The 20,989-nt window shown below is 34.4% G+C and carries 20 protein-coding genes; 2 read left to right on the forward strand and 18 right to left on the reverse strand.

Translation table 11 applies throughout. From position 1 onward, the window contains the following. Nucleotides 1-97: 97 nt before the first annotated feature. Nucleotides 98-1,648: a hypothetical protein gene (locus ABYI63_RS00465; protein WP_372752274.1), complete on the reverse strand. Its 1,551-nt coding sequence runs from the start codon at nucleotides 1,646-1,648 to the stop codon at nucleotides 98-100. A 148-nt stretch (nucleotides 1,649-1,796) separates the two neighbouring features. Here ABYI63_RS00465 and ABYI63_RS00470 point away from each other — a divergent pair, with 148 nt between their 5' ends. Both ABYI63_RS00470 and leuB read left to right on the forward strand, forming a co-directional pair. After that, nucleotides 1,797-2,972: a 2-isopropylmalate synthase gene (locus tag ABYI63_RS00470; protein ID WP_372752276.1), complete on the forward strand. Its 1,176-nt coding sequence runs from the start codon at nucleotides 1,797-1,799 to the stop codon at nucleotides 2,970-2,972. 48 nt (nucleotides 2,973-3,020) lie between these two features. Continuing rightward, nucleotides 3,021-4,139 carry a 3-isopropylmalate dehydrogenase gene (leuB, locus tag ABYI63_RS00475; RefSeq protein ID WP_372752278.1) on the forward strand — a complete coding sequence of 373 codons (1,119 nt, stop codon included), beginning with the start codon at nucleotides 3,021-3,023 and terminating at the stop codon, nucleotides 4,137-4,139. A gap of 109 nt (nucleotides 4,140-4,248) precedes the next feature. Here leuB and ABYI63_RS00480 read toward each other — a convergent pair whose 3' ends face one another. From ABYI63_RS00480 to ABYI63_RS00560, 17 genes are all read right to left on the reverse strand, one after another. Next, complete coding sequence (locus tag ABYI63_RS00480) at nucleotides 4,249-4,734, reverse strand: CIA30 family protein (protein WP_372752280.1); 486 nt, start codon at nucleotides 4,732-4,734, stop codon at nucleotides 4,249-4,251. A 45-nt stretch (nucleotides 4,735-4,779) separates the two neighbouring features. Further along, nucleotides 4,780-5,139 (reverse strand): SET domain-containing protein-lysine N-methyltransferase, encoded by a 360-nt coding sequence (locus ABYI63_RS00485; protein WP_372752283.1) that lies wholly within the window; start codon nucleotides 5,137-5,139, stop codon nucleotides 4,780-4,782. After that, a complete protein-coding gene (gene argH, locus ABYI63_RS00490) occupies nucleotides 5,140-6,414 on the reverse strand; it encodes an argininosuccinate lyase (protein WP_372752285.1) in 1,275 nt (424 codons plus the stop codon). It abuts the gene before it with no gap. Nucleotides 6,415-6,448: 34 nt separating this feature from the next. Continuing rightward, nucleotides 6,449-7,516, reverse strand: a complete 1,068-nt coding sequence (locus ABYI63_RS00495; protein WP_372752287.1) for a M20 family metallo-hydrolase — start codon at nucleotides 7,514-7,516, stop codon at nucleotides 6,449-6,451. Between the two features lies 1 nt (nucleotide 7,517). Next, the gene (argB, locus tag ABYI63_RS00500; RefSeq protein ID WP_372752289.1) at nucleotides 7,518-8,294 is read right to left on the reverse strand and encodes an acetylglutamate kinase; all 777 of its coding nucleotides are present in this window, start codon (nucleotides 8,292-8,294) and stop codon (nucleotides 7,518-7,520) included. 74 nt (nucleotides 8,295-8,368) lie between these two features. After that, a complete protein-coding gene (locus ABYI63_RS00505) occupies nucleotides 8,369-9,310 on the reverse strand; it encodes an N-acetylornithine carbamoyltransferase (protein WP_372752291.1) in 942 nt (313 codons plus the stop codon). Between the two features lie 94 nt (nucleotides 9,311-9,404). Continuing rightward, nucleotides 9,405-10,169 (reverse strand): glutamate 5-kinase, encoded by a 765-nt coding sequence (gene proB, locus ABYI63_RS00510; RefSeq protein ID WP_372752293.1) that lies wholly within the window; start codon nucleotides 10,167-10,169, stop codon nucleotides 9,405-9,407. Next, entirely contained in the window at nucleotides 10,169-11,365 is a 1,197-nt protein-coding gene (locus ABYI63_RS00515) for a glutamate-5-semialdehyde dehydrogenase (RefSeq protein ID WP_372752295.1), read from the reverse strand. The genes proB and ABYI63_RS00515 overlap by 1 nt, the downstream gene beginning before the upstream one ends. A gap of 105 nt (nucleotides 11,366-11,470) precedes the next feature. Next, on the reverse strand, nucleotides 11,471-12,595 hold the full coding sequence (locus ABYI63_RS00520; protein WP_372752297.1) for an aspartate aminotransferase family protein: 1,125 nt from the start codon (nucleotides 12,593-12,595) through the stop codon (nucleotides 11,471-11,473). 1 nt (nucleotide 12,596) lies between these two features. After that, complete coding sequence (proC, locus tag ABYI63_RS00525) at nucleotides 12,597-13,391, reverse strand: pyrroline-5-carboxylate reductase (RefSeq protein WP_372752299.1); 795 nt, start codon at nucleotides 13,389-13,391, stop codon at nucleotides 12,597-12,599. A gap of 208 nt (nucleotides 13,392-13,599) precedes the next feature. Then, nucleotides 13,600-14,583 (reverse strand): N-acetyl-gamma-glutamyl-phosphate reductase, encoded by a 984-nt coding sequence (gene argC / locus ABYI63_RS00530; RefSeq protein WP_372752301.1) that lies wholly within the window; start codon nucleotides 14,581-14,583, stop codon nucleotides 13,600-13,602. A 62-nt stretch (nucleotides 14,584-14,645) separates the two neighbouring features. Beyond that, nucleotides 14,646-15,821 (reverse strand): argininosuccinate synthase, encoded by a 1,176-nt coding sequence (locus ABYI63_RS00535; protein WP_372752303.1) that lies wholly within the window; start codon nucleotides 15,819-15,821, stop codon nucleotides 14,646-14,648. A 35-nt stretch (nucleotides 15,822-15,856) separates the two neighbouring features. After that, entirely contained in the window at nucleotides 15,857-16,423 is a 567-nt protein-coding gene (locus ABYI63_RS00540) for a hypothetical protein (RefSeq protein ID WP_372752305.1), read from the reverse strand. A 75-nt stretch (nucleotides 16,424-16,498) separates the two neighbouring features. Then, on the reverse strand, nucleotides 16,499-17,113 hold the full coding sequence (locus ABYI63_RS00545; RefSeq protein ID WP_372752307.1) for a GNAT family N-acetyltransferase: 615 nt from the start codon (nucleotides 17,111-17,113) through the stop codon (nucleotides 16,499-16,501). A 526-nt stretch (nucleotides 17,114-17,639) separates the two neighbouring features. Further along, the gene (locus tag ABYI63_RS00550) at nucleotides 17,640-18,557 is read right to left on the reverse strand and encodes a ThuA domain-containing protein (protein WP_372752309.1); all 918 of its coding nucleotides are present in this window, start codon (nucleotides 18,555-18,557) and stop codon (nucleotides 17,640-17,642) included. Nucleotides 18,558-18,654: 97 nt separating this feature from the next. Continuing rightward, nucleotides 18,655-19,707, reverse strand: a complete 1,053-nt coding sequence (locus tag ABYI63_RS00555; protein WP_372752311.1) for a sugar phosphate isomerase/epimerase family protein — start codon at nucleotides 19,705-19,707, stop codon at nucleotides 18,655-18,657. Nucleotides 19,708-19,835: 128 nt separating this feature from the next. Beyond that, a complete protein-coding gene (locus ABYI63_RS00560; RefSeq protein WP_372752313.1) occupies nucleotides 19,836-20,987 on the reverse strand; it encodes a Gfo/Idh/MocA family protein in 1,152 nt (383 codons plus the stop codon). Nucleotides 20,988-20,989 lie beyond the last annotated feature (2 nt).

Consider the following 20,989-nt stretch of genomic DNA (forward strand, 5'->3'; position numbering starts at 1 on the left):
GTGAATGCAAATATTCAGTTAGAAATTTTAAAAATCCTAATTTTTTTTAAATAATTTTAAAAATTTTACAAAAAAAATTTAAGCAAGATACTGATTATCACTTATTAAACCGCTTATCATAAAACTTGTTTTGAATCACTAAACTGATGGCTCTATTTTGAATTTTGGATTCTAACCAAGAAATAATATCTAAATACAAAAAGGATCTACTTTGGTAAGGGTCATTTTCATACTCCTTAAGTTTCTTATGAAGTTTTATAAACTCATTTCTAACTTCATGCGGATATATATCTCCTAAACCTCTTAAAAACTTGATAAACTCTTTTTGCACTTCATACAAATCTTCCATTTTAATTAAAAACTTATAAGTGCTTCTAATTAGGATATCCAAATTATAATCCATTCCCGCCTCATAATGCGCAACTAAATTCAATATTCTGGCAAAACACAACAAATCTTCACGCATTTGTAACGATTTGTTATTAATGATTTTCTCGAGATAATAAATACACTTTTTATTTTCACCTGCCCCAAAATACATACTTCCAATTTTATAATAAAACACCATAACGTGATGCTCATCTATCCGGTCACTATAATCTTTTAAGCGTTCTAAAACCTCATCAATTAAAGGCAAACCCTCTTTAAAGCTACCTTCAATAAAGTGCAAATTAAATTTATTATTGTATATATATAAAAAAGCTAATCCATCTAGATTATCATCCATTGGAAACCATTTTTCTTTTGTAACCGTTTCCAGTCTTACGAGTGATTCCTTGAATTTATCATAATGACTTAAATAAAATAAGGCTTCTAACAAGTAATGGTTTCCCCTCAAGAAAAACACTGGGTTTAAAATAATTTGATCCTTGTTTTCATAAAATAAATCAACCCATTTGGTGGCATATTTATAACAAGCCAAAAAATCTAAGGTTAAAAAACTATACCATAAATAGGCTTTGTAAAGCCATAATTTTTCGCGAAAACCTAACGTGTTGATATCGTACTTAGGAAGCCGCGCATTAAAATATTTAGTAACACGAAGACTTTCCTTGTCATTTTTTACATAACCCGTTTTTAAAAACAATCCATAAAGTTGAAGTGATAAGTTTGAAAGCTTACTAGCCAGTACGTTTTGCTGACTTAACTCTTTCGCTTGAATGGAAAGTTCATCGGCCCTATCTCCTAAACTCCTTGTTATATATTGAGATTCAATTACTTTTTCTAACTCAACAATTTCATAAGCAACATTCTTTTCTTCATTGGCGATGGCTAAGTTTTTGGCCTTATCTAAAATTTTCAAACTTTGCTTATATAAACCTTTATGGTATAAAATGGTAGCAAAATCTAATTGCTCTCGAATTTGAATTCTAATATTTTGATGAGAAGGATTTAATCTTAGGCTAATAAGGATCTGCTTATATAAATGTGCTTTTAAATTTGATAATTGTTCCTTCTTTACAATTCCTTTTTTCAAAATGGCCGATTCATCGTAGTTTGATAGCTTTTCTAATATATTGAAAAGGGTTAAAAATTTAGAATCTTCATTAACACCCAATCGACCTACATAAAGCTTAAATTGTCTCTTTTCAGACTTAGAAAGCGATTTTACGAGTACAAACAAATTATCTTTTTGTTCTTTTGTCATAGTTACAAAATCAGTACTATATTGCTGATTTTCAGTTTTTTAATTAAAATATAAACGAGTTAAACATCGTAAAAAAAGCGAGTTGCATTATCATTTAAGCAAACCAAAATATACATTCGTAGTACAAAAGAAAAATTTATTTCATTAAATGTCTAATACTAACGTACAAATTTTTGACACAACGCTTCGCGATGGAGAGCAGGTCCCTGGCTGCAAATTAAATACCGAACAAAAGTTAATCATAGCCGAACAGCTAGACCTTTTAGGTGTTGATATTATTGAAGCTGGTTTCCCTGTTTCTAGTCCTGGCGATTTCAAATCGGTTGAAGCTATATCTAAAATTGTAAAAAATGCAACAGTATGTGGTTTAACCCGCTCTGTTGAAAACGATATAAAAGTAGCTGCCGAAGCTTTAAAATATGCAAAAACCCCTAGAATTCATACAGGAATTGGAACTTCCGATTCTCATATAAAATTCAAATTTAAATCTACACGAGAGGCTATTCTTGAACGTGCTTTTAAAGCCGTAAGTTACGCAAAATCTTTCGTAGAAGATGTAGAATTTTATGCAGAAGATGCCGGAAGAACAGATAATGAATATTTAGCACGTGTTTGTGAAACCGCAATTAAAGCAGGAGCAACGGTGTTAAACATACCAGATACTACAGGATACTGTTTGCCACACGAATACGGTGCTAAAATTAAATATTTAAAAGAAAATGTTAAAGGTATTGAAAAAGCAATTCTATCATGTCATTGCCATAACGATTTAGGATTAGCAACGGCTAACTCTATTGAAGGTGTTATTAATGGTGCGCGCCAAATTGAATGTACTATTAACGGAATTGGCGAACGTGCTGGAAATACAGCTTTAGAGGAGGTTGTTATGATTTTAAAACAACACCCGTATTTAAACTTAGATACTAATATTAAAACTGAAATGCTTTATGGCATAAGCCAGTTAGTTTCGGATAGTATGGGTATTTATACACAACCAAATAAAGCCATTGTAGGCGCGAATGCTTTTGCCCATAGTTCTGGAATTCACCAAGATGGAGTTATTAAAAATCGTGAAACCTATGAAATTATAGACCCTAAAGATGTAGGTGTAACAGAATCTGCCATTGTTTTAACCGCAAGAAGCGGACGTGCTGCCCTAGCATACAGAGCAAAAAATGTGGGTTACGAATTGACAAAGCTTCAGTTAGATGAAATTTATGAGAACTTTTTAGATTTCGCCGACAAAAAGAAAGAAGTTAACGATGATGATATTCATACCATTATTGAAAATAGTAGATTATATAAAGAAATTATTTCAGCATAATAGCTTATATTTAAACTAAAATAGAAATAATTTAAATAATTAATTGAAATGAAATTAAATATAGCCGTTTTACCTGGCGATGGTATAGGACCAGAAGTAATCGCTCAAGCTGAAAAAGTCTTGAAAGCCATTGCTATGGAATTTGACCATGTATTTACATTTCAACATGCTTTAGTTGGCGCATGTGCTATTGAAAAAACAGGCAATCCACTGCCCGAAGAAACTGTTAGTATTTGTGAAAATGCCGATGCCATTTTATTTGGAGCCATAGGGAATGCTGCTTTCGATTTAGATCCTTATGCTAAAATAAGACCTGAACAAGGGCTTTTAAGGTTACGTAAATCTTTAGGCCTTTACACGAATATCAGACCCGTAATTGCTTACGACGATTTATTAAATAACTCGACTTTAAAGAAAAAGCAAATTGCGAACACCAATATTCTTATTTACCGCGAACTTACAGGAGGTATTTATTTTGGTGAGAAAAAGTTAAGCGAAGATGGAAATACCGCTTCGGATATTTGTGAATATACCCGTTTTGAAATAGAGCGCATTGCACATTTAGCATTTAAAGCAGCACAATCTAGAAAACGTAAATTAACATTGGTTGACAAAGCCAATGCTATGGAAAGTTCTAGACTATGGCGTCGTGTTGTACAAGAATTAGCACCACAATACCCCAATGTACGTTTAAATTTTATGTACATTGATAATGCCGCAATGGAACTTATTATGAACCCAAGACAGTTTGATGTTATTTTAACAGAAAATATGTTTGGCGATATCCTTTCAGAAGAAGCTAGTGTCATTGTGGGTTCAATAGGTCTATTAGCATCTGCATCCTTAGGTGATGAACATGCTATGTTTGAACCTATTCATGGTGCCTACTCCAATGCTGCAAATAGAGGTGTTGCAAACCCTATAGCTGCAATTTTAGCAGCAGCCATGTTATTAGAACATTTTGGCTTAGATGACGAGGCTGCATTAGTACGCGAAGGTGTAGATAAATCGTTAAAATTACATATTACAACACCCGATTTAAACACCAAGTACGATAACATTACCACCACAAAAGTTGGAGATTTCATCGAAGATTTTATTAACAATCCAGATGAAACCAATTTGAACTTTACCAACATACATTTAGGGCAGTCCACAATTATTTGATTATTTGAGTTAGTCACCGGGAAATTAAAATCATTGGATTAGTCCTTAAAAGCGCATTTTAAATAATGCGCTTTTTTAATATCTAAAAAAGACTTGACTTGATTAATTATTAGCGCAATTCTATCCTTTCAATTAAAAGTTCAAATTTTTCAGATTTTTTGTTCGCTATCAGGAAACCTATTTGTTCAATGAAATCACCAGAGAATGCTGGTAAATCTAGCTTTGTTCCTCTAAATTTAGGTAACATGTCTTTAAGTGAAATTTCAATATCTTGCCACTCACCTGAAGTGTGGAACAATTTTACATAAGAATGATTATTGTTTAAATCATCTTTAATTCTAAATTGAAAACTAGTCGGTTTACCTTTTAATTTTATAAAAATAGATTCATACTGTTTAACCTTTAAGGGTTTAAACTGACATCTAACAGACGAAAAACCGCCGTTATTCTCTAAAGACAACTCACCTTGAAACAATCCAAAACCATCTTCAGTTAAGCTGAAACTTCCTGCCGATTTACCTCCCATAACGGCATCATTAACAATCACCCAATCCGCTACACCAGTAGTTTCCTTAAAATCAAAAATAACCTCCATAAAGTTGTTAGTTTTTAAAACTACAATTAATAACGAATCGTTAAACTATCTCTCCGAAACAAATGCTTCAAAAGCATCGTTATAATAAATCGTAATTTCGTTACCTTCTAAGATATCGGTTTTAGCAACAAATGTTTGGATTAGGTTTTCATAATCACGATCAAAAACCTCTGCATTTGGCTCCTTACTATGATTAAAAAAACTTCCCACATCGCTAATACAAATGGCATCGTACTCTTCAATCCAAGGGAATTGAAGTGTTGCCAAACATTCCGGTAAATTTTCATTTACATGAATCAGTACCATATAACATTTAGCCAACATTTCGCCCTTAGCAATGTTTCTACTTGCAAATACACCTTTTCCGTGTAATGGCGATTGTTTTACTTCTACGGGAACTGTCATTTAATCAGGAAACTTGCTTCTAATTTTATCCAAACATAGATTATGAATACTGCCCACATGCGTATGTTTTTTAGAAGTATCTGGTTTGTAAGTCCCATTTTGAACTTGTCCTCCAATTTTTTGGTAAGCTTCTCTAAAACTTTGTCCTTCTACAACAAGGGTGTTAATATTATCAACTGTAAACAGGTATTTATACAAATCGTTATGTACATCCACATCTTTAACAATGACTTGTTTTATAGAGAAATTAAAAATATCGAGAATATCTTTTACGTCTTCAAAAGCAGCAATCATATTTTCTTTTAGCAATTGAAAATCGCGATGATAACCACTAGGTAAATTATTTGTTATTAAAAGCATTTCTGTCTGGAGCGCTTGTACTTTATTACATTTCCCACGAATCAACTCAAAAACATCTGGGTTTTTCTTGTGTGGCATGATGCTACTTCCTGTTGTTAATTCATCTGGAAAGGAAATAAATCCGAAATTCTGACTCATATACAAACACACGTCCATAGCAAAACGGCTCATGGTGTTGCATAAACTTCCTAAACTAGCAGCAATGGTGCGCTCACTTTTACCGCGACTCATCTGTGCTGCAACTACATTATATTTAAGAGTTGCAAATTCCATTTCTTTAGTGGTGAATTCTCTATCAATTGGAAAGGAACTTCCGTAACCTGCTGCTGAACCTAATGGATTTTGATCTACGGTTCTTAAAGCAGCATCTAACATATAGACATCATCAATCAATACCTCTGCATAGGCCGAAAACCACAACCCAAAAGATGATGGCATGGCAACTTGCAAGTGTGTGTAACCGGGAAGCACCTTGTCTTTATAGGTATCGGCTAACCCTAAAAGTGTTTCAAAAAGAGTTTTAGTTTTTGCTCTTACTATACCTAAATTCTCTTTATAATATAGTTGTAAAGCTACTAAAACCTGATCATTTCTAGAACGCGCTGTATGGATTTTTTTACCTACTTCACCTAGTGACTTTGTCAATTCAAATTCTATTTTAGAGTGCACATCTTCAAATTGAGCATCGATAACAAAGGTTTCGTTTTCAATTTGTGTTTCAATCTTTTTTAAACCACCTAATAATTCAATTAGCTCATTAGTGGTTAGAATACCAATTTTTTGAAGCATCTTAGCATGTGCCTTTGATGCAATAACATCGTACTTCGCTATATGAATATCAATTTCACGATCGTTTCCTACTGTAAATTGTTCTATTTTCTTATCGATTGATATGCCTTTATCCCAGAGTTTCATTTCGTAATGTTTATATGTTTATTTGTTGAATTGTTTAAACGATTACTCGATTTAACAATTCAATATAAATTTGTATGCCTTCTTCAATTTCACGCAAATAAATAAATTCGTCAGCTGAATGTGAACGCGGGCTATCACCTGGCCCTAATTTTAAGGACTTACATGATAACCAAGCCTGATCTGATAATGTTGGAGAACCATAGGTTGTTCTCCCCATTGCAATTCCTGCCTTAACTAAACCATGATCTACTGGAATAGATGAAGAATTTAGATGTAAACTACGTGGAATGATACTATCACAAGGTGCATTTTTTTGCAAAAATTCTGCAATTTCAGCGTTGGTATATTTATCATTAACACGTACATCAATCACTAGTTCTACATCTGCAGGCACGACGTTATGTTGCTTTCCTGCATTTAATTGTGTAACTGTTAACTTCACATCTCCCAATGCCTCAGAAGTTCTCTCAAACTTAACGTCCTTAAACCATTGCAAAGTTTCTATTAGTTTATAAATAGGATTATCATCGTTTGGATGTGCTGCGTGACTAGCCGTTCCTTTAACCTTAGCATCAAAAACCACCAAACCTTTTTCGGCAACAGCTAAATTCATGAGGGTTGGTTCACCTACAATGGCTACGTCAATCTTTGGAATGATTTTTAGCATGGAGTTTAATCCATTCGGCCCGCTACTTTCTTCTTCAGCGGAAGCTACCAAAATTAAATTATACTTTAAATCTTTATGATTATAAAAATAAGTAAAGGTTGCAATTAAAGATACTAAAGCTCCTCCTGCATCATTACTCCCTAAACCGTATAATTTTCCATCTTCAACAATAGCTTTAAATGGGTCTTTAGTATATGCCGTATTTGGTTTTACCGTATCATGATGCGAATTTAGCAGCATATTTGGTTTACTGGCGTCAAAATGTTTATTAACCGCCCATACATTGTTTTTAGTTCGTTTATAGGTGATATCGTAGCGCTTTAACCAAGCTTCAATATGCAATGCGGTTTGGTCTTCTTCTGAAGAAAACGACGGGGTTTCTATTAACTGTTTTAATAGTGCAATTGCATCATTTGTTAATTCTTGTATTGCCATATTATAACGTTATTCTTGTAAAATTATCATTTTCTTGAGTTAACATGTTTGTGTTTCCCATATTGATGGTTTTTACGCCATTATTTAAGGCATCGAAACAGTTTTCCAATTTTGGCAGCATACCATCAGCTATAATGCCTTGTTTTAATAATTCTGAATACAACTTCGTGTCGATATGCTTTACTACCGAATTTTTATCGTTAATGTCTTTTAAAACACCATTCAACTCAAAGCAATAATAAATAGATGTGTCGTATAGATTACTCATCCCAATTGCTAGTTGTGAAGTGATGGTATCTGCATTCGTGTTAAGTAGCTGTCCTTTACCATCGTGCGTAATAGCACAAAAAACAGGGGTAAAATCTGCTTTAATTAATTTATCAATTGATTTGTGAGCCACTTTTTTAACGTCACCTACAAATCCGAAATCCACCTCTTTAACTGGGCGCTTTTCTGAAGCAATACTATTTACATCGGCTCCTGTTAAACCTATAGCATCTATATTTAAAGCTTGTAATTTGGCTACAATATTTTTATTTACCAAACCACCATATACCATGGTAATTACTTCTAGAGTTTCAGCATCGGTTATGCGCCGTCCATTAACCATCTTAGATTCAATGCCTAATTTAGCAGCAATTGCTGTAGCTCTTTTTCCGCCACCATGAACTAAAATTTTATGTCCCTTTAAATTTGCAAATAATTTTAAAAATTCTCTTAAAGACACATCATTTTCAATAATGTTACCTCCTATTTTTACTATGGATAATTTTTCCATTTATTTTTTTATTAAAAATCAAACTAAGAACTAAAAACTTACAGAGTACTTCGTTCCTAAGAATGATCTCTTAATTATTTTAAATCTTCCAATATTTTTTTCAATACCAATTGTGCCGCATAAGTTCTGTTATTTGCTTGTTGAATCACGATAGAACTATCACTATCTAAAACGGCATCTTCAACAATTAAATTACGTCTTACTGGTAAACAGTGCATGAATTTAGCATCACCTAGTTTTTCTTTGGTAATCATCCAATTAGTATCTGTATTGGTTACTTTACCGTAATTTTCATAAGAACTCCAGTTTTTAACATATACAAAATCGGCATCTTTAAAGGCTTCTTCTTGATTATGAGTAATCTTTGAGTCGCCAGTAATTTCAGGACTTAAATTATACCCTTCAGGATTTGCTATAACAAACTCCACGTCCATTTTCTGCATAGCTTGAACAAAACTATTTGCTACCGCATGCGGTAAGGCTTTAATATGAGGTGCCCAGCTTAAAACTACTTTTGGTTTTATTTTTTCTGTGTTTTCCGAAATTGTAATCGCGTCTGTTAAAGCTTGTAATGGATGCCCCGTAGCACTTTCCATATTAACGATAGGCACAGAAGCATATTTAACAAAGGCATTCAATACTTGTTCACTTTCGTCTTTTTCCTTGTCTGTTAAGGTTGGAAATGCTCTAACTGCAATAATATCACAATATTGAGAAACCACGGCTGCTGCTTCTTTAATATGCTCAGCGGTGTTTCCATTCATGATGGTACCATCGCCAAACTCAATTCCCCAAGCATCGCCAGAAACATTCATTACAATAGGATCCATTCCTAAATTTAAAGCTGCTTTTTGCGTGCTTAAACGGGTACGCAAACTAGAATTAAAGAACAATAACCCTAGGGTTTTATTTTTCCCTAATTCCTTATAATTAAGCGGATTTCTTTTTAAAGCTTTGGCTTCCTGTATCCAAGTATTGATATTGTCTATATCTTTTATGGAGGTGTAATGTTTCATGTGTGTGTTATTTTTTATTATTGGTCACATGTAGCTTCCAAATGGTCAAAATCTCGCGTTCCGGAATATCGTTTTGGAAGTTTCATTTCTGAATCTATTTTATTTTAGTAAACTGAATTTTATTTTCGAAGGCATTCAAAATGAAATCATCCTGCAATCCATTCACAATCCATGTTTCTATATTTGCTTTTTTTGCTACTGATGCTGCTTCAATTTTGGACTCCATACCACCACTTCCATGGGATGATTTTGAATTAACAACTTGCTTTGCCAATTCCTCAAAATTTTCTACTACTTCAATGGTTTTTGGGCTTCCACTCTCCATTGACTCCTTAGTATAAATACCATTTGTATTGGTAGCTATAATGAACAGATCTGCTTTTAAAAGTGAAGCTGTTAACGCTCCCAATTTATCATTATCCCCAAATTTAATTTCGTCGGTAGCAACTGTATCATTTTCATTGATAATGGGGATAAAATTGTTTTCAACTAAAACGTTTATAGTGTTTACAATGTTAGTTCGACTTTGTTCTTTCTCAAAATCGGAATAAGACAATAAACATTGTGATGTTGCTAAACCACATTCCCTAAAAATATCTTGATAAATACGAATTAAATGCGGTTGACCAATAGATGCCAAGGCTTGTTTTACTTTGATTCCTTTGCCTTTACTTTCCAACTTTACAAATTGTTTTGCTGCCGCAATTGCGCCCGAACTTACAATGATAAACTCGCAAGTATCTTGCAGTTTAGCCATTTGATTTGCCAAATCTTCTATTTTACCCCAAGAAATATTATCGGTTTCTTTGGTAAGCGTATTGGAACCAACTTTTAAAAGGATGCGTTTCTTTTTTTGCATTATCTTATTTGTCCATTACCATGAACATACCATTTATTAGTAACTAAATGTTGTAAACCAATAGGGCCACGTTGGTGTAACTTATCGGTACTGATGGCCAATTCACCTCCCAGACCTAATTGGCTACCATCGGTAAAACGGGTAGATGCATTGTGATAAACTGCAGCAGTATCTACATTCGCCATAAACACCTCTGCTACAGCTTTATTCGCTGTAATGATTGATGAAGAATGACCACCAGAATATTTATTAATCATGGCGATAGAATCTTCATTCGAATCAATTTCAGCAATAGCAATTTTATAATCAAGGAATTCTTGAAACCATATAGCTTCCGACTCGATAGCTTCAACTCCTTCAAACTTCACAAGTGCTTCATCACCTAAAATCTGAACATCGAATTCCTTTAATTTTGAAATCAATGTTTTTATGAAGGCTTCTTTATTTGGAAGATTTTTATCAATCAGCACTTTATCCAATGCATTACAAGCTGAAATTTTAGCTGTTTTCGCATTGATGATGACTTTTAATGCAAGATCAACATCGGCTTCTTTGTGCACATACACAAAATTGTTTCCACGACCACTAATAATTACTGGGCATGAGGCATGTTCTTTCACAAAAGCAATTAAACGTTCCCCACCACGAGGCACAATTAAATCAAGTTGCTGTGTTGGTTTTTCTAAAAAGGCTTGCGTTTCGGTTCTGTTGAACTGAAGATATTCAACCCATTCCGTTGAAGCACCATGAATTTCCAAAGCCTGATGCCATAATTCAACAATCTTTAAATTCGATTTTAAAGATTCTTTTCCTCCTTTTAGTAAAATTTTATTTCCCGATTTAAAAGCGATTCCTGCAGCCTCAACCGTTACATCCGGACGTGACTCATAAATAATTAAAATCGTTCCAAATGATGCAGTTTTATTATAAACCTGCATGCCATTATCGTGTTTAAAACTAAAGCGCTCCACTCCAACAGGGTCTTCTTGCGAAGCCAAATGTTTGGCGGATTTAATCATTTCATCTACTTTAGAATCGTCTACTTTTAAACGATCGTACATAGAAATATCATCACCATCATAGGCATCTAAATCGCCTTTATTAATCTTAATAATTGCAGCTCTTTCTTTGTCCAAAAGTTCTGCCATTGTGAGTAATACAGCGTTTCTTGTTTCTATTGATAATAAAGTATTCATTTTTTTTAATTTTTGTTTCTGAACTTTAAAGTGTTCTCAGATTTTCTGAACTTTAAGTTTCAGAGTTCTTACTCTGCATGTTAATTAACATTTTTAAATTCGTCTTTACAAAGCTTTTTTTAAGGCTTCAAAAAACTGATCAACATGTTCTTTTTTAATAGTTAACGGTGGTAAAATTCTAATTAATTTTTTATTAGAAGCACCACCTGTAAATATATGATGTTCGTAAATAAGTTTTTTTCTAAGTTCTCCAACTTCAAAGTCGAATTCCAACCCAATCATTAAACCACGTCCTTTAATGTTTTTTATCTGCGGAATGGTTTTAGCAATGCTAATAAAATATTCTGAAATTTCATTAACATTCGTAATTAGGTTTTCTTCTTCAATGGTATTTAAAACTGCTAATCCAGCAGCACAAGCCAAATGATTACCTCCAAATGTAGTACCTAACATACCATGTTTTGCTTCAATATCCGGATGAATTAAAATCCCTCCAATAGGAAATCCATTCCCCATGCCTTTAGCTATTGAAATAACTTCAGGTGTTACATTATAATACTGAAATGCAAAAAACTTACCGGAACGACCGTAACCCGATTGTACCTCATCGGCAATAAAATAGGTATTATTGGCTTTACAAAGTTTATCAACTTGCTCGAAAAATTCGGCAGTGGCTTGATCTAAACCACCAACACCTTGAATAAACTCCACAATTACGGCACACACATCTCCTTTTTCAAGCTCTACTTTAACACCTTCAATATCATTTAAATCTAAAATAGTTACCTTTTGCTGTGCGTTAATTGGCGCAATAATATTGGCATTATCAGTAGCTGCTACAGCTGCCGATGTACGTCCATGAAAGCCGTTTTTAAAAGCAACAACTCGCGACTTTCCTGTTTTAAAAGAAGCTAATTTCAATGCGTTTTCATTAGCCTCAGCACCAGAATTACATAAAAACAGTTCGTAACCCTTGCAGCCGGAAAGTGTTTCAATTTTATTAGCTAATTCAACTTGTAACGGATTTTGAATGGCGTTAGAATAAAACCCTAAAGTTTTAACCTGATTACTAACAGCCTCCACATATTTTGGATGTGAATGTCCTATAGAGATTACAGCATGACCTCCATAAAGGTCAAGGTATTCGGTACAATTTTCATCGTAAACAAGCATGTCTTTGCCTGCAACGGGTGTTACATTATATAATGGATAAACGTCAAATAATGGCATTTTAATTCTTTTTAATTTGATTAATTTTCTCGAAAGAAGCAACAATACCTTGTATCAAAGCAGAGCTTAAACCTTGATGTTCCATGGCATTTAACCCCTCAATAGTGCAGCCACTTGGTGTAGTAACGCGGTCTATTTCCTGTTCTGGATGTCTACCAGATTCAATTAATAAACTCGCAGCACCAAAACACGTTTGGGTTGCTAACTGATGTGCTTCGTGGGCTTCAAAACCTAACTGTATAGCTCCTTGAGTCGTCGCACGCACAAGGCGCATCCAAAATGCAATCCCACTCGCACAAATTACGGTTGCCGCCTGAATTAAATCTTCAGGGATAACCAAGGTAGTTCCTAACTGATTAAAAATATCTTGCGCTAAGCTAACTTTATCTTGTGCTTTCTCGTTAGCCGCAATACAAGTCATGGATTTTCCAATAGAAATGGCTGTATTAGGCATCACACGGATAATATTTTTGTCCTTTCCAATAATACCCTCAATTCTAGGAATTTCAACACCCGCAGCTACAGAGATTACAATATGTTTATCCGTGAACTTTGATGCTACCGATTCTAAAACAGCATTAATATGTTTAGGTTGCAAAGCAAAAATAACCATATCGCTGTTCTCAACCGCCTTTACGTTATCGTTGGTTACAGTAACATAATCTTCTTCTCTATAAACTTCAACATTCATTGTATTTTTATCTGCTAAATACAACGATGTAAACGACTTGTTATTAATAAGTCCTTTTGCAATGGAACTTCCTAAGTTTCCAGTTCCTATAATGGCTATTTTCATTTTTAACCTGTTATTGCCACAAATTCACTATCTTTTTATGTGTGTAGAAGTGGCTTATTTTAAATCATTAATCACATTTATTTTGGTCGTTACCCTATCGGGTCGGGCTATTCGTTACAAGTCCTCGCTATCGCTGCGGGCTTTTCACTACTATCCCTAACGCGGCACTATTTGCAAATGCACTGCTAACTTCAGCTTCAAACCTATTTTAAAAATAAGTCGCTTTTATTTGTAATCCTGTTGTTTCCTCCAAACCAAACATCAAATTCATATTTTGAATTGCTTGTCCAGAGGCACCTTTCAATAAGTTATCAATCACACTCGTTATCAATAATTTATTATTATGCTTATGTAAATGAACCAAACACTTATTCGTGTTTACCACTTGTTTTAAATGCAACATATCATCGCTAACAAAGGTAAATTTAGCATCTTTATAATATGATTTATATATCATTTTTGCTTCTTCCAAGGATCCTTCAAAATTTGTATACAATGTTGCAAAAATACCTCGAGAAAAATCACCTCTATTTGGCATAAAAATAATTTCAGAAGAAAAACCACTTTGCAATTGGTTAACCGTTTGATTAATTTCACCTAAATGCTGATGTGTAAAAGGTTTATAATATGAAAAATTATTGTCTCTCCACGGAAAATGTGATGTTTCAGACAACGAAGTTCCTGCACCCGTAGCACCTGTAACTGCGTTAATATGTACGTCATTTTTCAACAAGCCTTTTTCTGCGAGTGGCAATAAAGCTAACTGAATAGCCGTTGCGAAACAGCCCGGATTTGCAATATAATTGGCTTTTTTAATGGCTTCTCTTTGTAATTCTGGCAAACCGTAAACAAAGGTATTCCCGTTAAAAACCTTATCTTTTTCAAGTCGGAAATCATTTCCTAAATCAATGATTTTTGTATTAGCCGAAAAGGTATTAGCGGATAAAAACTTAACCGAATTTCCATGACCTAAACACAAAAACAACACATCAACTTCTGGGTTAACAGTATCGGTAAATTTCAAATCTAAGTCACCATATAAATCTTGGTGCACTTTGCTAATGTTATTTCCTGCATTGGATGTACTATACACAAAATTAATCTCTGCGTTAGGATGATTAATTAACAACCTAATTAACTCACCAGCTGTATAACCAGCACCTCCAATAATACCTACTTGAATGTTTTTCATTTCTTTGTTTTTCAATGCTTTCAGGGTTAAGAACCCTGAAAGTGTTATTTTTCATCAATAAATTATGAATTTACCTGATGATATATTTTATTCTGATTTCCAAAAATCTTGATAAATCCTTTAGCTTCATCAGCCGTCCAACCTTTATTTTCCTCTCCGTAGCTTCCAAACTTAGCACTCATTAAATCGTGTTCAGAGCTAATTCCATCTAAATTAAAGTGGTATGGTTTTAAAGTTACAAATACATCGCCCGATACTTTATCCTGACTACTTGTTAAGAAAGCTTCAATGTTACGCATTACAGGATCTAAATATTGTCCTTCGTGTAAGTGCATACCATAAAAACTCGCTAAATATTCTTTATGTTGCAATTGCCATTTGGTTAACGTGTGCTTTTCTAACAAATGATGTGCTTTTATAGTGATTAAAGCTGCAGGCGCTTCAAAACCAACACGACCTTTAATTCCCACAATTGTATCTCCCACGTGAATATCTCGACCAATAGCATAGGCTTTTGCTAAGTTATTTAAAGTTTCAATATTGATTTCTGGGTCGTTTTCAATGCCATTAACTGCTACTAACTCCCCTTTTTCAAAAGTCAACTTCACCTTTTCTTCCTCAGTATGTTTTAATTGCGATGGATATGCATTATCTGGCAATGGTTTATCCGAAGTTAAGGTTTCCGAGCCACCTACACTTGTACCCCAAAGCCCTTTATTTACCGAGTATTTTGCTTTTTCCCAAGACATATCAATGCCATTAGCTTTTAAATAATCGATTTCCTCCTGTCTGGTTAATTTTTCATCTCTAATAGGCGTGATGATTTGAATTTCTGGTGCTAAGGTTTGAAAAATCATATCAAAACGTACTTGATCGTTACCTGCTCCTGTACTACCATGCGCAATATATTCTGCACCGATGCTTTTTGCATACTCTACAATTTCAATTGCTTGAATAATACGCTCTGCACTAACAGACAAAGGATACGTATTATTTTTTAGAACATTTCCAAATATTAAATACTTCACTACTTTTTGATAAAACGTAGCTACAGCATCAATATTTTTATAAGTTGAAACCCCCATTTTATAGGCATTACTTTCAATATGATCTATTTCAGTTTTTGTAAATCCACCTGTATTTACACTTACAGCATGTACGTCATATTCTTTTGATAAACTTACTGCACAGTACGATGTATCCAATCCGCCACTATATGCTATTACTAGTTTTTTCATAATATCTAATTGTATAACTTATTTTCTTTTTGTAATTATTTTAATTGTCTGATTTCAGCCTCAAAACAGGCATTCACATAATACTTAAAATTTAATTCATCTCGTAATTTTCCTAATTTCTCAAGCTCCTGAACTAAAACGGCAGACATTTTAGAGAGGGTAACATGCGTCATTCCTAACAATTCATTATAATGATGAACCTTTGGCGTTTGGGCAATTGAAATTAAAAATGTATCGCTGTAAAACTCAGTCATTCTGGCCATTAACAACAATCCAAGATTGAATTTTCTGTAGGCATCATCCACCCAAAGACAAGAACGTTCATAAACAAAATGTCCTTTAACTTGATGCTCATGCACAAAAATATGCCCTAAAATCTCATTGTTCTTTACCAATAAAAAACAACCGTTTTCAACACGTTTTTTAAGCATTTCCACACTTACAAAGTACAGAGTTGGAAGCGCTTTTGATCTTTCTGAAATAAGTTCTAACGACTTATTAGAAAGCTTATAAACCAATTTTATTTCAATGCCTGTTGCTTCACAAAAAGCCTCAGCCTCCTCAATCACATGATCGATTTCTATATCTAATATTGTATTCATTTTAATTTATCCGACTATTTGGCTTAATAAAATTTATTTGGTTTATAGATGTTAATTCAAATTGATTCATCATCCTTATTTTTTATCCTTTTTTAAAAACATAGTTTCTTTTATATGCTTTAACCTGTTAAAAACCTTTTCTTTTATCTTAATTGGATCAGATTTCTTTGCTTTAGGGTCATAAAGCATTCCCGTGCACAAACACATCTTTCTGTTGGTTCGTGTTAAAACGTCGTAATTTTTACAGGTTTGGCAGCCATCCCAAAACGTAGGGTCATCTGTTAATTCTGAAAACGGTACTGGCTTATAACCCAAATCGGTATTCATTTTCATAACAGCTAAACCTGTTGTAATACTAAACACTTTCGCATCCGGAAACTTGGTTCTTGAATGCTTGAATACTTTATGCTTAATCTTCTTTGCCAATCCTACACCACGATAATCTGGATGCACTATTAACCCTGAATTGGCAACATATTTACCATGTCCCCAAAGTTCTATATAACAAAATCCCGCAAACTTATCGCCGTCTAAAGCAATAACGGCATTTCCATTAAGCATTTTCTTAGTTATATATTCTGGAGTGCGCCTAGCAATACCTGTACCTCTTACAGCTGCAGATTCTGCAATAGTTTCGCAAATAACTTCTGCGTATTTTGAATGTGATATATCGGCAATTACAATTTCCATTAAAATTCTAAAAATGTATTAAAAGTTAAAGTTACTCTTTCAAATGAACTAGACTTACCTAGCTCAAAAACAAAAACACACTCCCTACGGGCGACGCGGATAAATGCGACACCTGAAATAGATATTAACAACTATATTAAATAAACTTTGAAACTTTGTGGATGAATTTTTATACACTCTAAAAAAAATTAAATTACGTTTGGTTTTTGCTCATTTACAGACTAGAAGCTGCGGCGAGTAATACTCGCGCGGAAACCGGGTGATGAAGGACGTATTTTATTTTTTAATGTATTCATGACGTAAAATTATGATTTTATTCATTACGTCTGTTAAAATCAGGTAGTTTTTTTGATAAAATTATCAATATCTCTACTTTTTAAGAAATTATTTTTAATAATTTCATGGATACCACAATCTTGGTCAATAAAAAACAAATTATCTAAAAATCTAGAAACCAAATATTAAAGTATTTTCTGTATATATGGAAACTATAAGGAAATCCAGATCTATTATGTATAAGAATCTGCTATTTTTTGTAATGAAATGCTTTTGTAGATATTTCACTTTCAGTGGGGAAATCTGCCGGTATTTTTGTTTGCTTTACCTTACCAGTTGCAGCCCATTCCACACCTCTTTTTAGAAGTGTTATAAAGCCCACACATTCAAACGCTGTTGTGTCGTGCCCTAATGTGGTATGAAATACTCTGCCTTTACCATAATCAATCGTCATAACTACAGGTTCTTTTTGTTGCAATGTAGCAACTTTTATGCTTGTTACTGCTGTAGCTAAAATGGTTACGTTTTCAGCAGGACCTCTTAAATAAGCATAACATTCATCATCGGCATGCATCCAAGTTAAAGGCAAACCTTTAGTTATGGGATGTTTTGTATTAAAGGTAGTTACAAGGAAAGCCTCTCGTTTACCATGCTTACCACCAGGTCCTGGTTTGTAATCTTTTTTGGGTTTATTATGCTCATCAACGTACAAATACGGACCATGCGCCTCGGTTCTATTTCCCCAGCCACCAATACCAATTATTTTGTTATACGCTTCCCATTCTGGAAAAGAATTATCAGCTGCATGTACACTAACAAAACCTCCTCCATTTTTCACATATTCATCAAAATTTTTCTGGGTTGCCTCTGGCCATGAAGCTGCTTTGTATCCAAAATTAGAAATAACCACATCATATTTAGAAAAATCGGGGTTAAAATCGGGGTCGGTTATAGGTTTACCCTCAACACCAGCGGGCACATTTGCTAGAGGTAACCAGTCTTTATGGGTCTCGCTATTTGTTAAGTACTTTGTTCTTTCAACATCGACTTCAAACAAACCTGTTTCTTCTAAATATTGCTTCATCATGATGGTTGATTTTGGCCATACCGAATGGTTGTTTTGACCATCAACAATCAACACCTTTATTTTATCTTTATATTCATTCACAGAAAAAGCCTTTGTAAAAAAACAAAAACAGATTACTAAAAAAACAACTTGCTTCATCATAACAACACCAATTTTTAATATAAAATTCTTTTAATTTCTAAATACCTAATATCTTTTTCAGATAATTTTCATCTGGTTTTGCACCTGCAAAATCGTCAAAACTACGTTCTGCAGCTTCTATAATATGACTTTGGATGAATGGCGCTCCTTCTCGAGCGCCTTGAGCAGACGATTTTACACAGCATTCCCATTCCATAACCGCCCATACATCGCAGCCATACGTGGTTAATTTTGAGAATATTCCTGAAAAATCTACTTGTCCGTCACCTAAAGATCTGAATCTCCCAGCACGATCTTTCCAATTAGAATACCCTCCATAAACCCCTTGTTTTCCTGACGGATTAAACTCGGCATCCTTCACATGAAACGCTTTAATTCGTTCGTGGTAATAATCTATAAACTTTAAATAATCTAACTGCTGAAGCACAAAATGACTTGGGTCGTATAAAATATTAGCCCGTTTATGATTTCCCGTTGCTTCCAGAAACCTCTCAAAAGACGTGCCATCATGCAAATCTTCTCCCGGATGCAATTCATAACACACATCAACGCCTTGTTCATCAAAATGATTTAAAATGGGCAACCAACGTTTCGCTAATTCTTCAAAACCCATTTCCACCAATCCTTGCGGACGCTGTGGCCATGGATATATGGTGTGCCATAATAAAGCCCCTGAAAATGACGCGTGCGATTTTAAACCCAATCTGCCACTGGCGGTCCCTGATTTTTTAACAAAATCAATCGCCCATTCCGTTCTAGCCTTCGGGTTTCCTTTTACTTTATCCGGCGCAAAACCATCAAACAAGGTATCGTAAGCGGGGTTTACAGCCACTAATTGGCCTTGTAAATGGGTTGAAAGCTCTGTGATTTCCAAACCGTATGAATTTACTTTTCCTTTTAATTCATCGCAATAGGTTTGACTTTCGGCTGCTTTTTCAATATCGATTAATCCCGATTCCCAAGTGGGGATTTGAATGCCTTTGTACCCTAAATCGGCTGCCCATTTACACATCCCATCCAATGAATTGAATGGCGCTTCACTTCCTGCAAATTGCGCTAAAAAAACGGCTGGTCCTTTTATTGTTTTCATATTTCTATATTATTTTTTTGGCGTTACCACAAGGGTCGGGCTTTCGCTACTCGCTCCCTCCTTTGTCGGGGAGCTCAAACAGACCGCTCAATCCCTAACGCAACATCCGCCAACAATCGTTTTTAAGATTAATTTATTTTTATCCAACTTGCATTGTTCTTATCACTTTCTACAGCGGCATAAATAAATTTCATACCTCTAATACCATCTTCAATGGTTGGATAATCTGGTTTTTTTATGGTGTCACCTGCATTAAAAGCAATAACATGTTTTGCGAAATTTTTATAAATGGTAGCAAAAGCTTCCAAATACCCTTCGGGATGCCCCGACGGAATTCTGGAAACTTCCAAAGCCTCTGGATGCAAACCATTTCCGTTAGGTGTGTATATTTTTTTAGGCTCTTCTAACCAACGCGTGATTAATTCATTGGGGTTTTCCTGATACCATTCCAAGCTTCCTTTTTCTCCATACACTTTAATAGCTAAATTGTTTTCTTCACCTAAAGCAATCTGCGAAATAGAAATACTGCCTTTAGCACCATTTTCCATTCGGATTAACATGTTGCCATCATCATCTAAAACTCTGCCTTCACCAAAAACACCTAAATCGGCCGCTATTTCTGCAATTTTTAATCCTGTAATGTATTCTATTAAATTTTCGGCATGCGTACCAATATCTCCCAAAGCCCCACCAATACCAGATCGCTTCGGATCTGTTCTCCAAGCCGCTTGTTTTTGTCCTGTTTTCTCTAGAGACGTAGACAACCAACCTTGAAGATACTGCGCTTGTATTTTTCTAATCTTTCCCAATTCACCTTTGGCAACCATTGCCTTGGCTTGCTTAACCATAGAATTGCCCGTATAATTATGTGTAAGCGCAAATAATTTACCGCTGTTTTTTATAATGTTTTCAAGCTCGGTAGCTTCTTCTAGCGTAAGCGTAACGGGTTTATCGCAAATAACATGAAAGCCATTTTCAATCGCCATTTTTGCGGGTGGAAAATGCATGTGATTTGGGGTGACAATCGCAACAAAATCCATTCTAATAGCTTCTGGCAATTCTTTTTCCTTAAGAATCATGTCTTCAAATGTCTTGTAACATCGGCTTTCATCTAAATTAAGTTCTTTTCCCGATGCGATAGATTTTTCTTCAGTACTACTAAAAGCACCACAAACTAATTCTACCATACCATCAATTGCGGCTGCTTTTCTGTGTACATCTCCAATAAATGAACCGATGCCGCCACCGACCATTCCCATTCTTAATTTTCTACCCATCATAA

It is taken from the genome of Mariniflexile sp., assembly GCF_041583155.1.
GTDB lineage: Bacteria > Bacteroidota > Bacteroidia > Flavobacteriales > Flavobacteriaceae > Mariniflexile.

Bases quoted from the DNA above. Each gene is read 5' to 3' on its own strand.
- ABYI63_RS00505 (WP_372752291.1), bottom strand. From the start codon at position 9,310: ATGAAACATTACACCTCCATAAAAGATATAGACAATATCAATACTTGG.
- ABYI63_RS00555 (WP_372752311.1), bottom strand. From the start codon at position 19,707: ATGAAAACAATAAAAGGACCAGCCGTTTTTTTAGCGCAATTTGCAGGA.
- proC (WP_372752299.1), bottom strand. From the start codon at position 13,391: ATGAAAATAGCCATTATAGGAACTGGAAACTTAGGAAGTTCCATTGCA.
- ABYI63_RS00540 (WP_372752305.1), bottom strand. From the start codon at position 16,423: ATGAATACAATATTAGATATAGAAATCGATCATGTGATTGAGGAGGCT.
- ABYI63_RS00545 (WP_372752307.1), bottom strand. From the start codon at position 17,113: ATGGAAATTGTAATTGCCGATATATCACATTCAAAATACGCAGAAGTT.
- ABYI63_RS00480 (WP_372752280.1), bottom strand. From the start codon at position 4,734: ATGGAGGTTATTTTTGATTTTAAGGAAACTACTGGTGTAGCGGATTGG.
- proB (WP_372752293.1), bottom strand. From the start codon at position 10,169: ATGCAAAAAAAGAAACGCATCCTTTTAAAAGTTGGTTCCAATACGCTT.
- ABYI63_RS00520 (WP_372752297.1), bottom strand. From the start codon at position 12,595: ATGCCATTATTTGACGTTTATCCATTATATAATGTAACACCCGTTGCA.
- ABYI63_RS00515 (WP_372752295.1), bottom strand. From the start codon at position 11,365: ATGAATACTTTATTATCAATAGAAACAAGAAACGCTGTATTACTCACA.
- argH (WP_372752285.1), bottom strand. From the start codon at position 6,414: ATGAAACTCTGGGATAAAGGCATATCAATCGATAAGAAAATAGAACAA.
- ABYI63_RS00535 (WP_372752303.1), bottom strand. From the start codon at position 15,821: ATGAAAAAACTAGTAATAGCATATAGTGGCGGATTGGATACATCGTAC.
- ABYI63_RS00470 (WP_372752276.1), top strand. From the start codon at position 1,797: ATGTCTAATACTAACGTACAAATTTTTGACACAACGCTTCGCGATGGA.
- leuB (WP_372752278.1), top strand. From the start codon at position 3,021: ATGAAATTAAATATAGCCGTTTTACCTGGCGATGGTATAGGACCAGAA.
- ABYI63_RS00495 (WP_372752287.1), bottom strand. From the start codon at position 7,516: ATGGCAATACAAGAATTAACAAATGATGCAATTGCACTATTAAAACAG.
- ABYI63_RS00485 (WP_372752283.1), bottom strand. From the start codon at position 5,139: ATGACAGTTCCCGTAGAAGTAAAACAATCGCCATTACACGGAAAAGGT.
- argC (WP_372752301.1), bottom strand. From the start codon at position 14,583: ATGAAAAACATTCAAGTAGGTATTATTGGAGGTGCTGGTTATACAGCT.
- argB (WP_372752289.1), bottom strand. From the start codon at position 8,294: ATGGAAAAATTATCCATAGTAAAAATAGGAGGTAACATTATTGAAAAT.
- ABYI63_RS00465 (WP_372752274.1), bottom strand. From the start codon at position 1,648: ATGACAAAAGAACAAAAAGATAATTTGTTTGTACTCGTAAAATCGCTT.
- ABYI63_RS00560 (WP_372752313.1), bottom strand. From the start codon at position 20,987: ATGATGGGTAGAAAATTAAGAATGGGAATGGTCGGTGGCGGCATCGGT.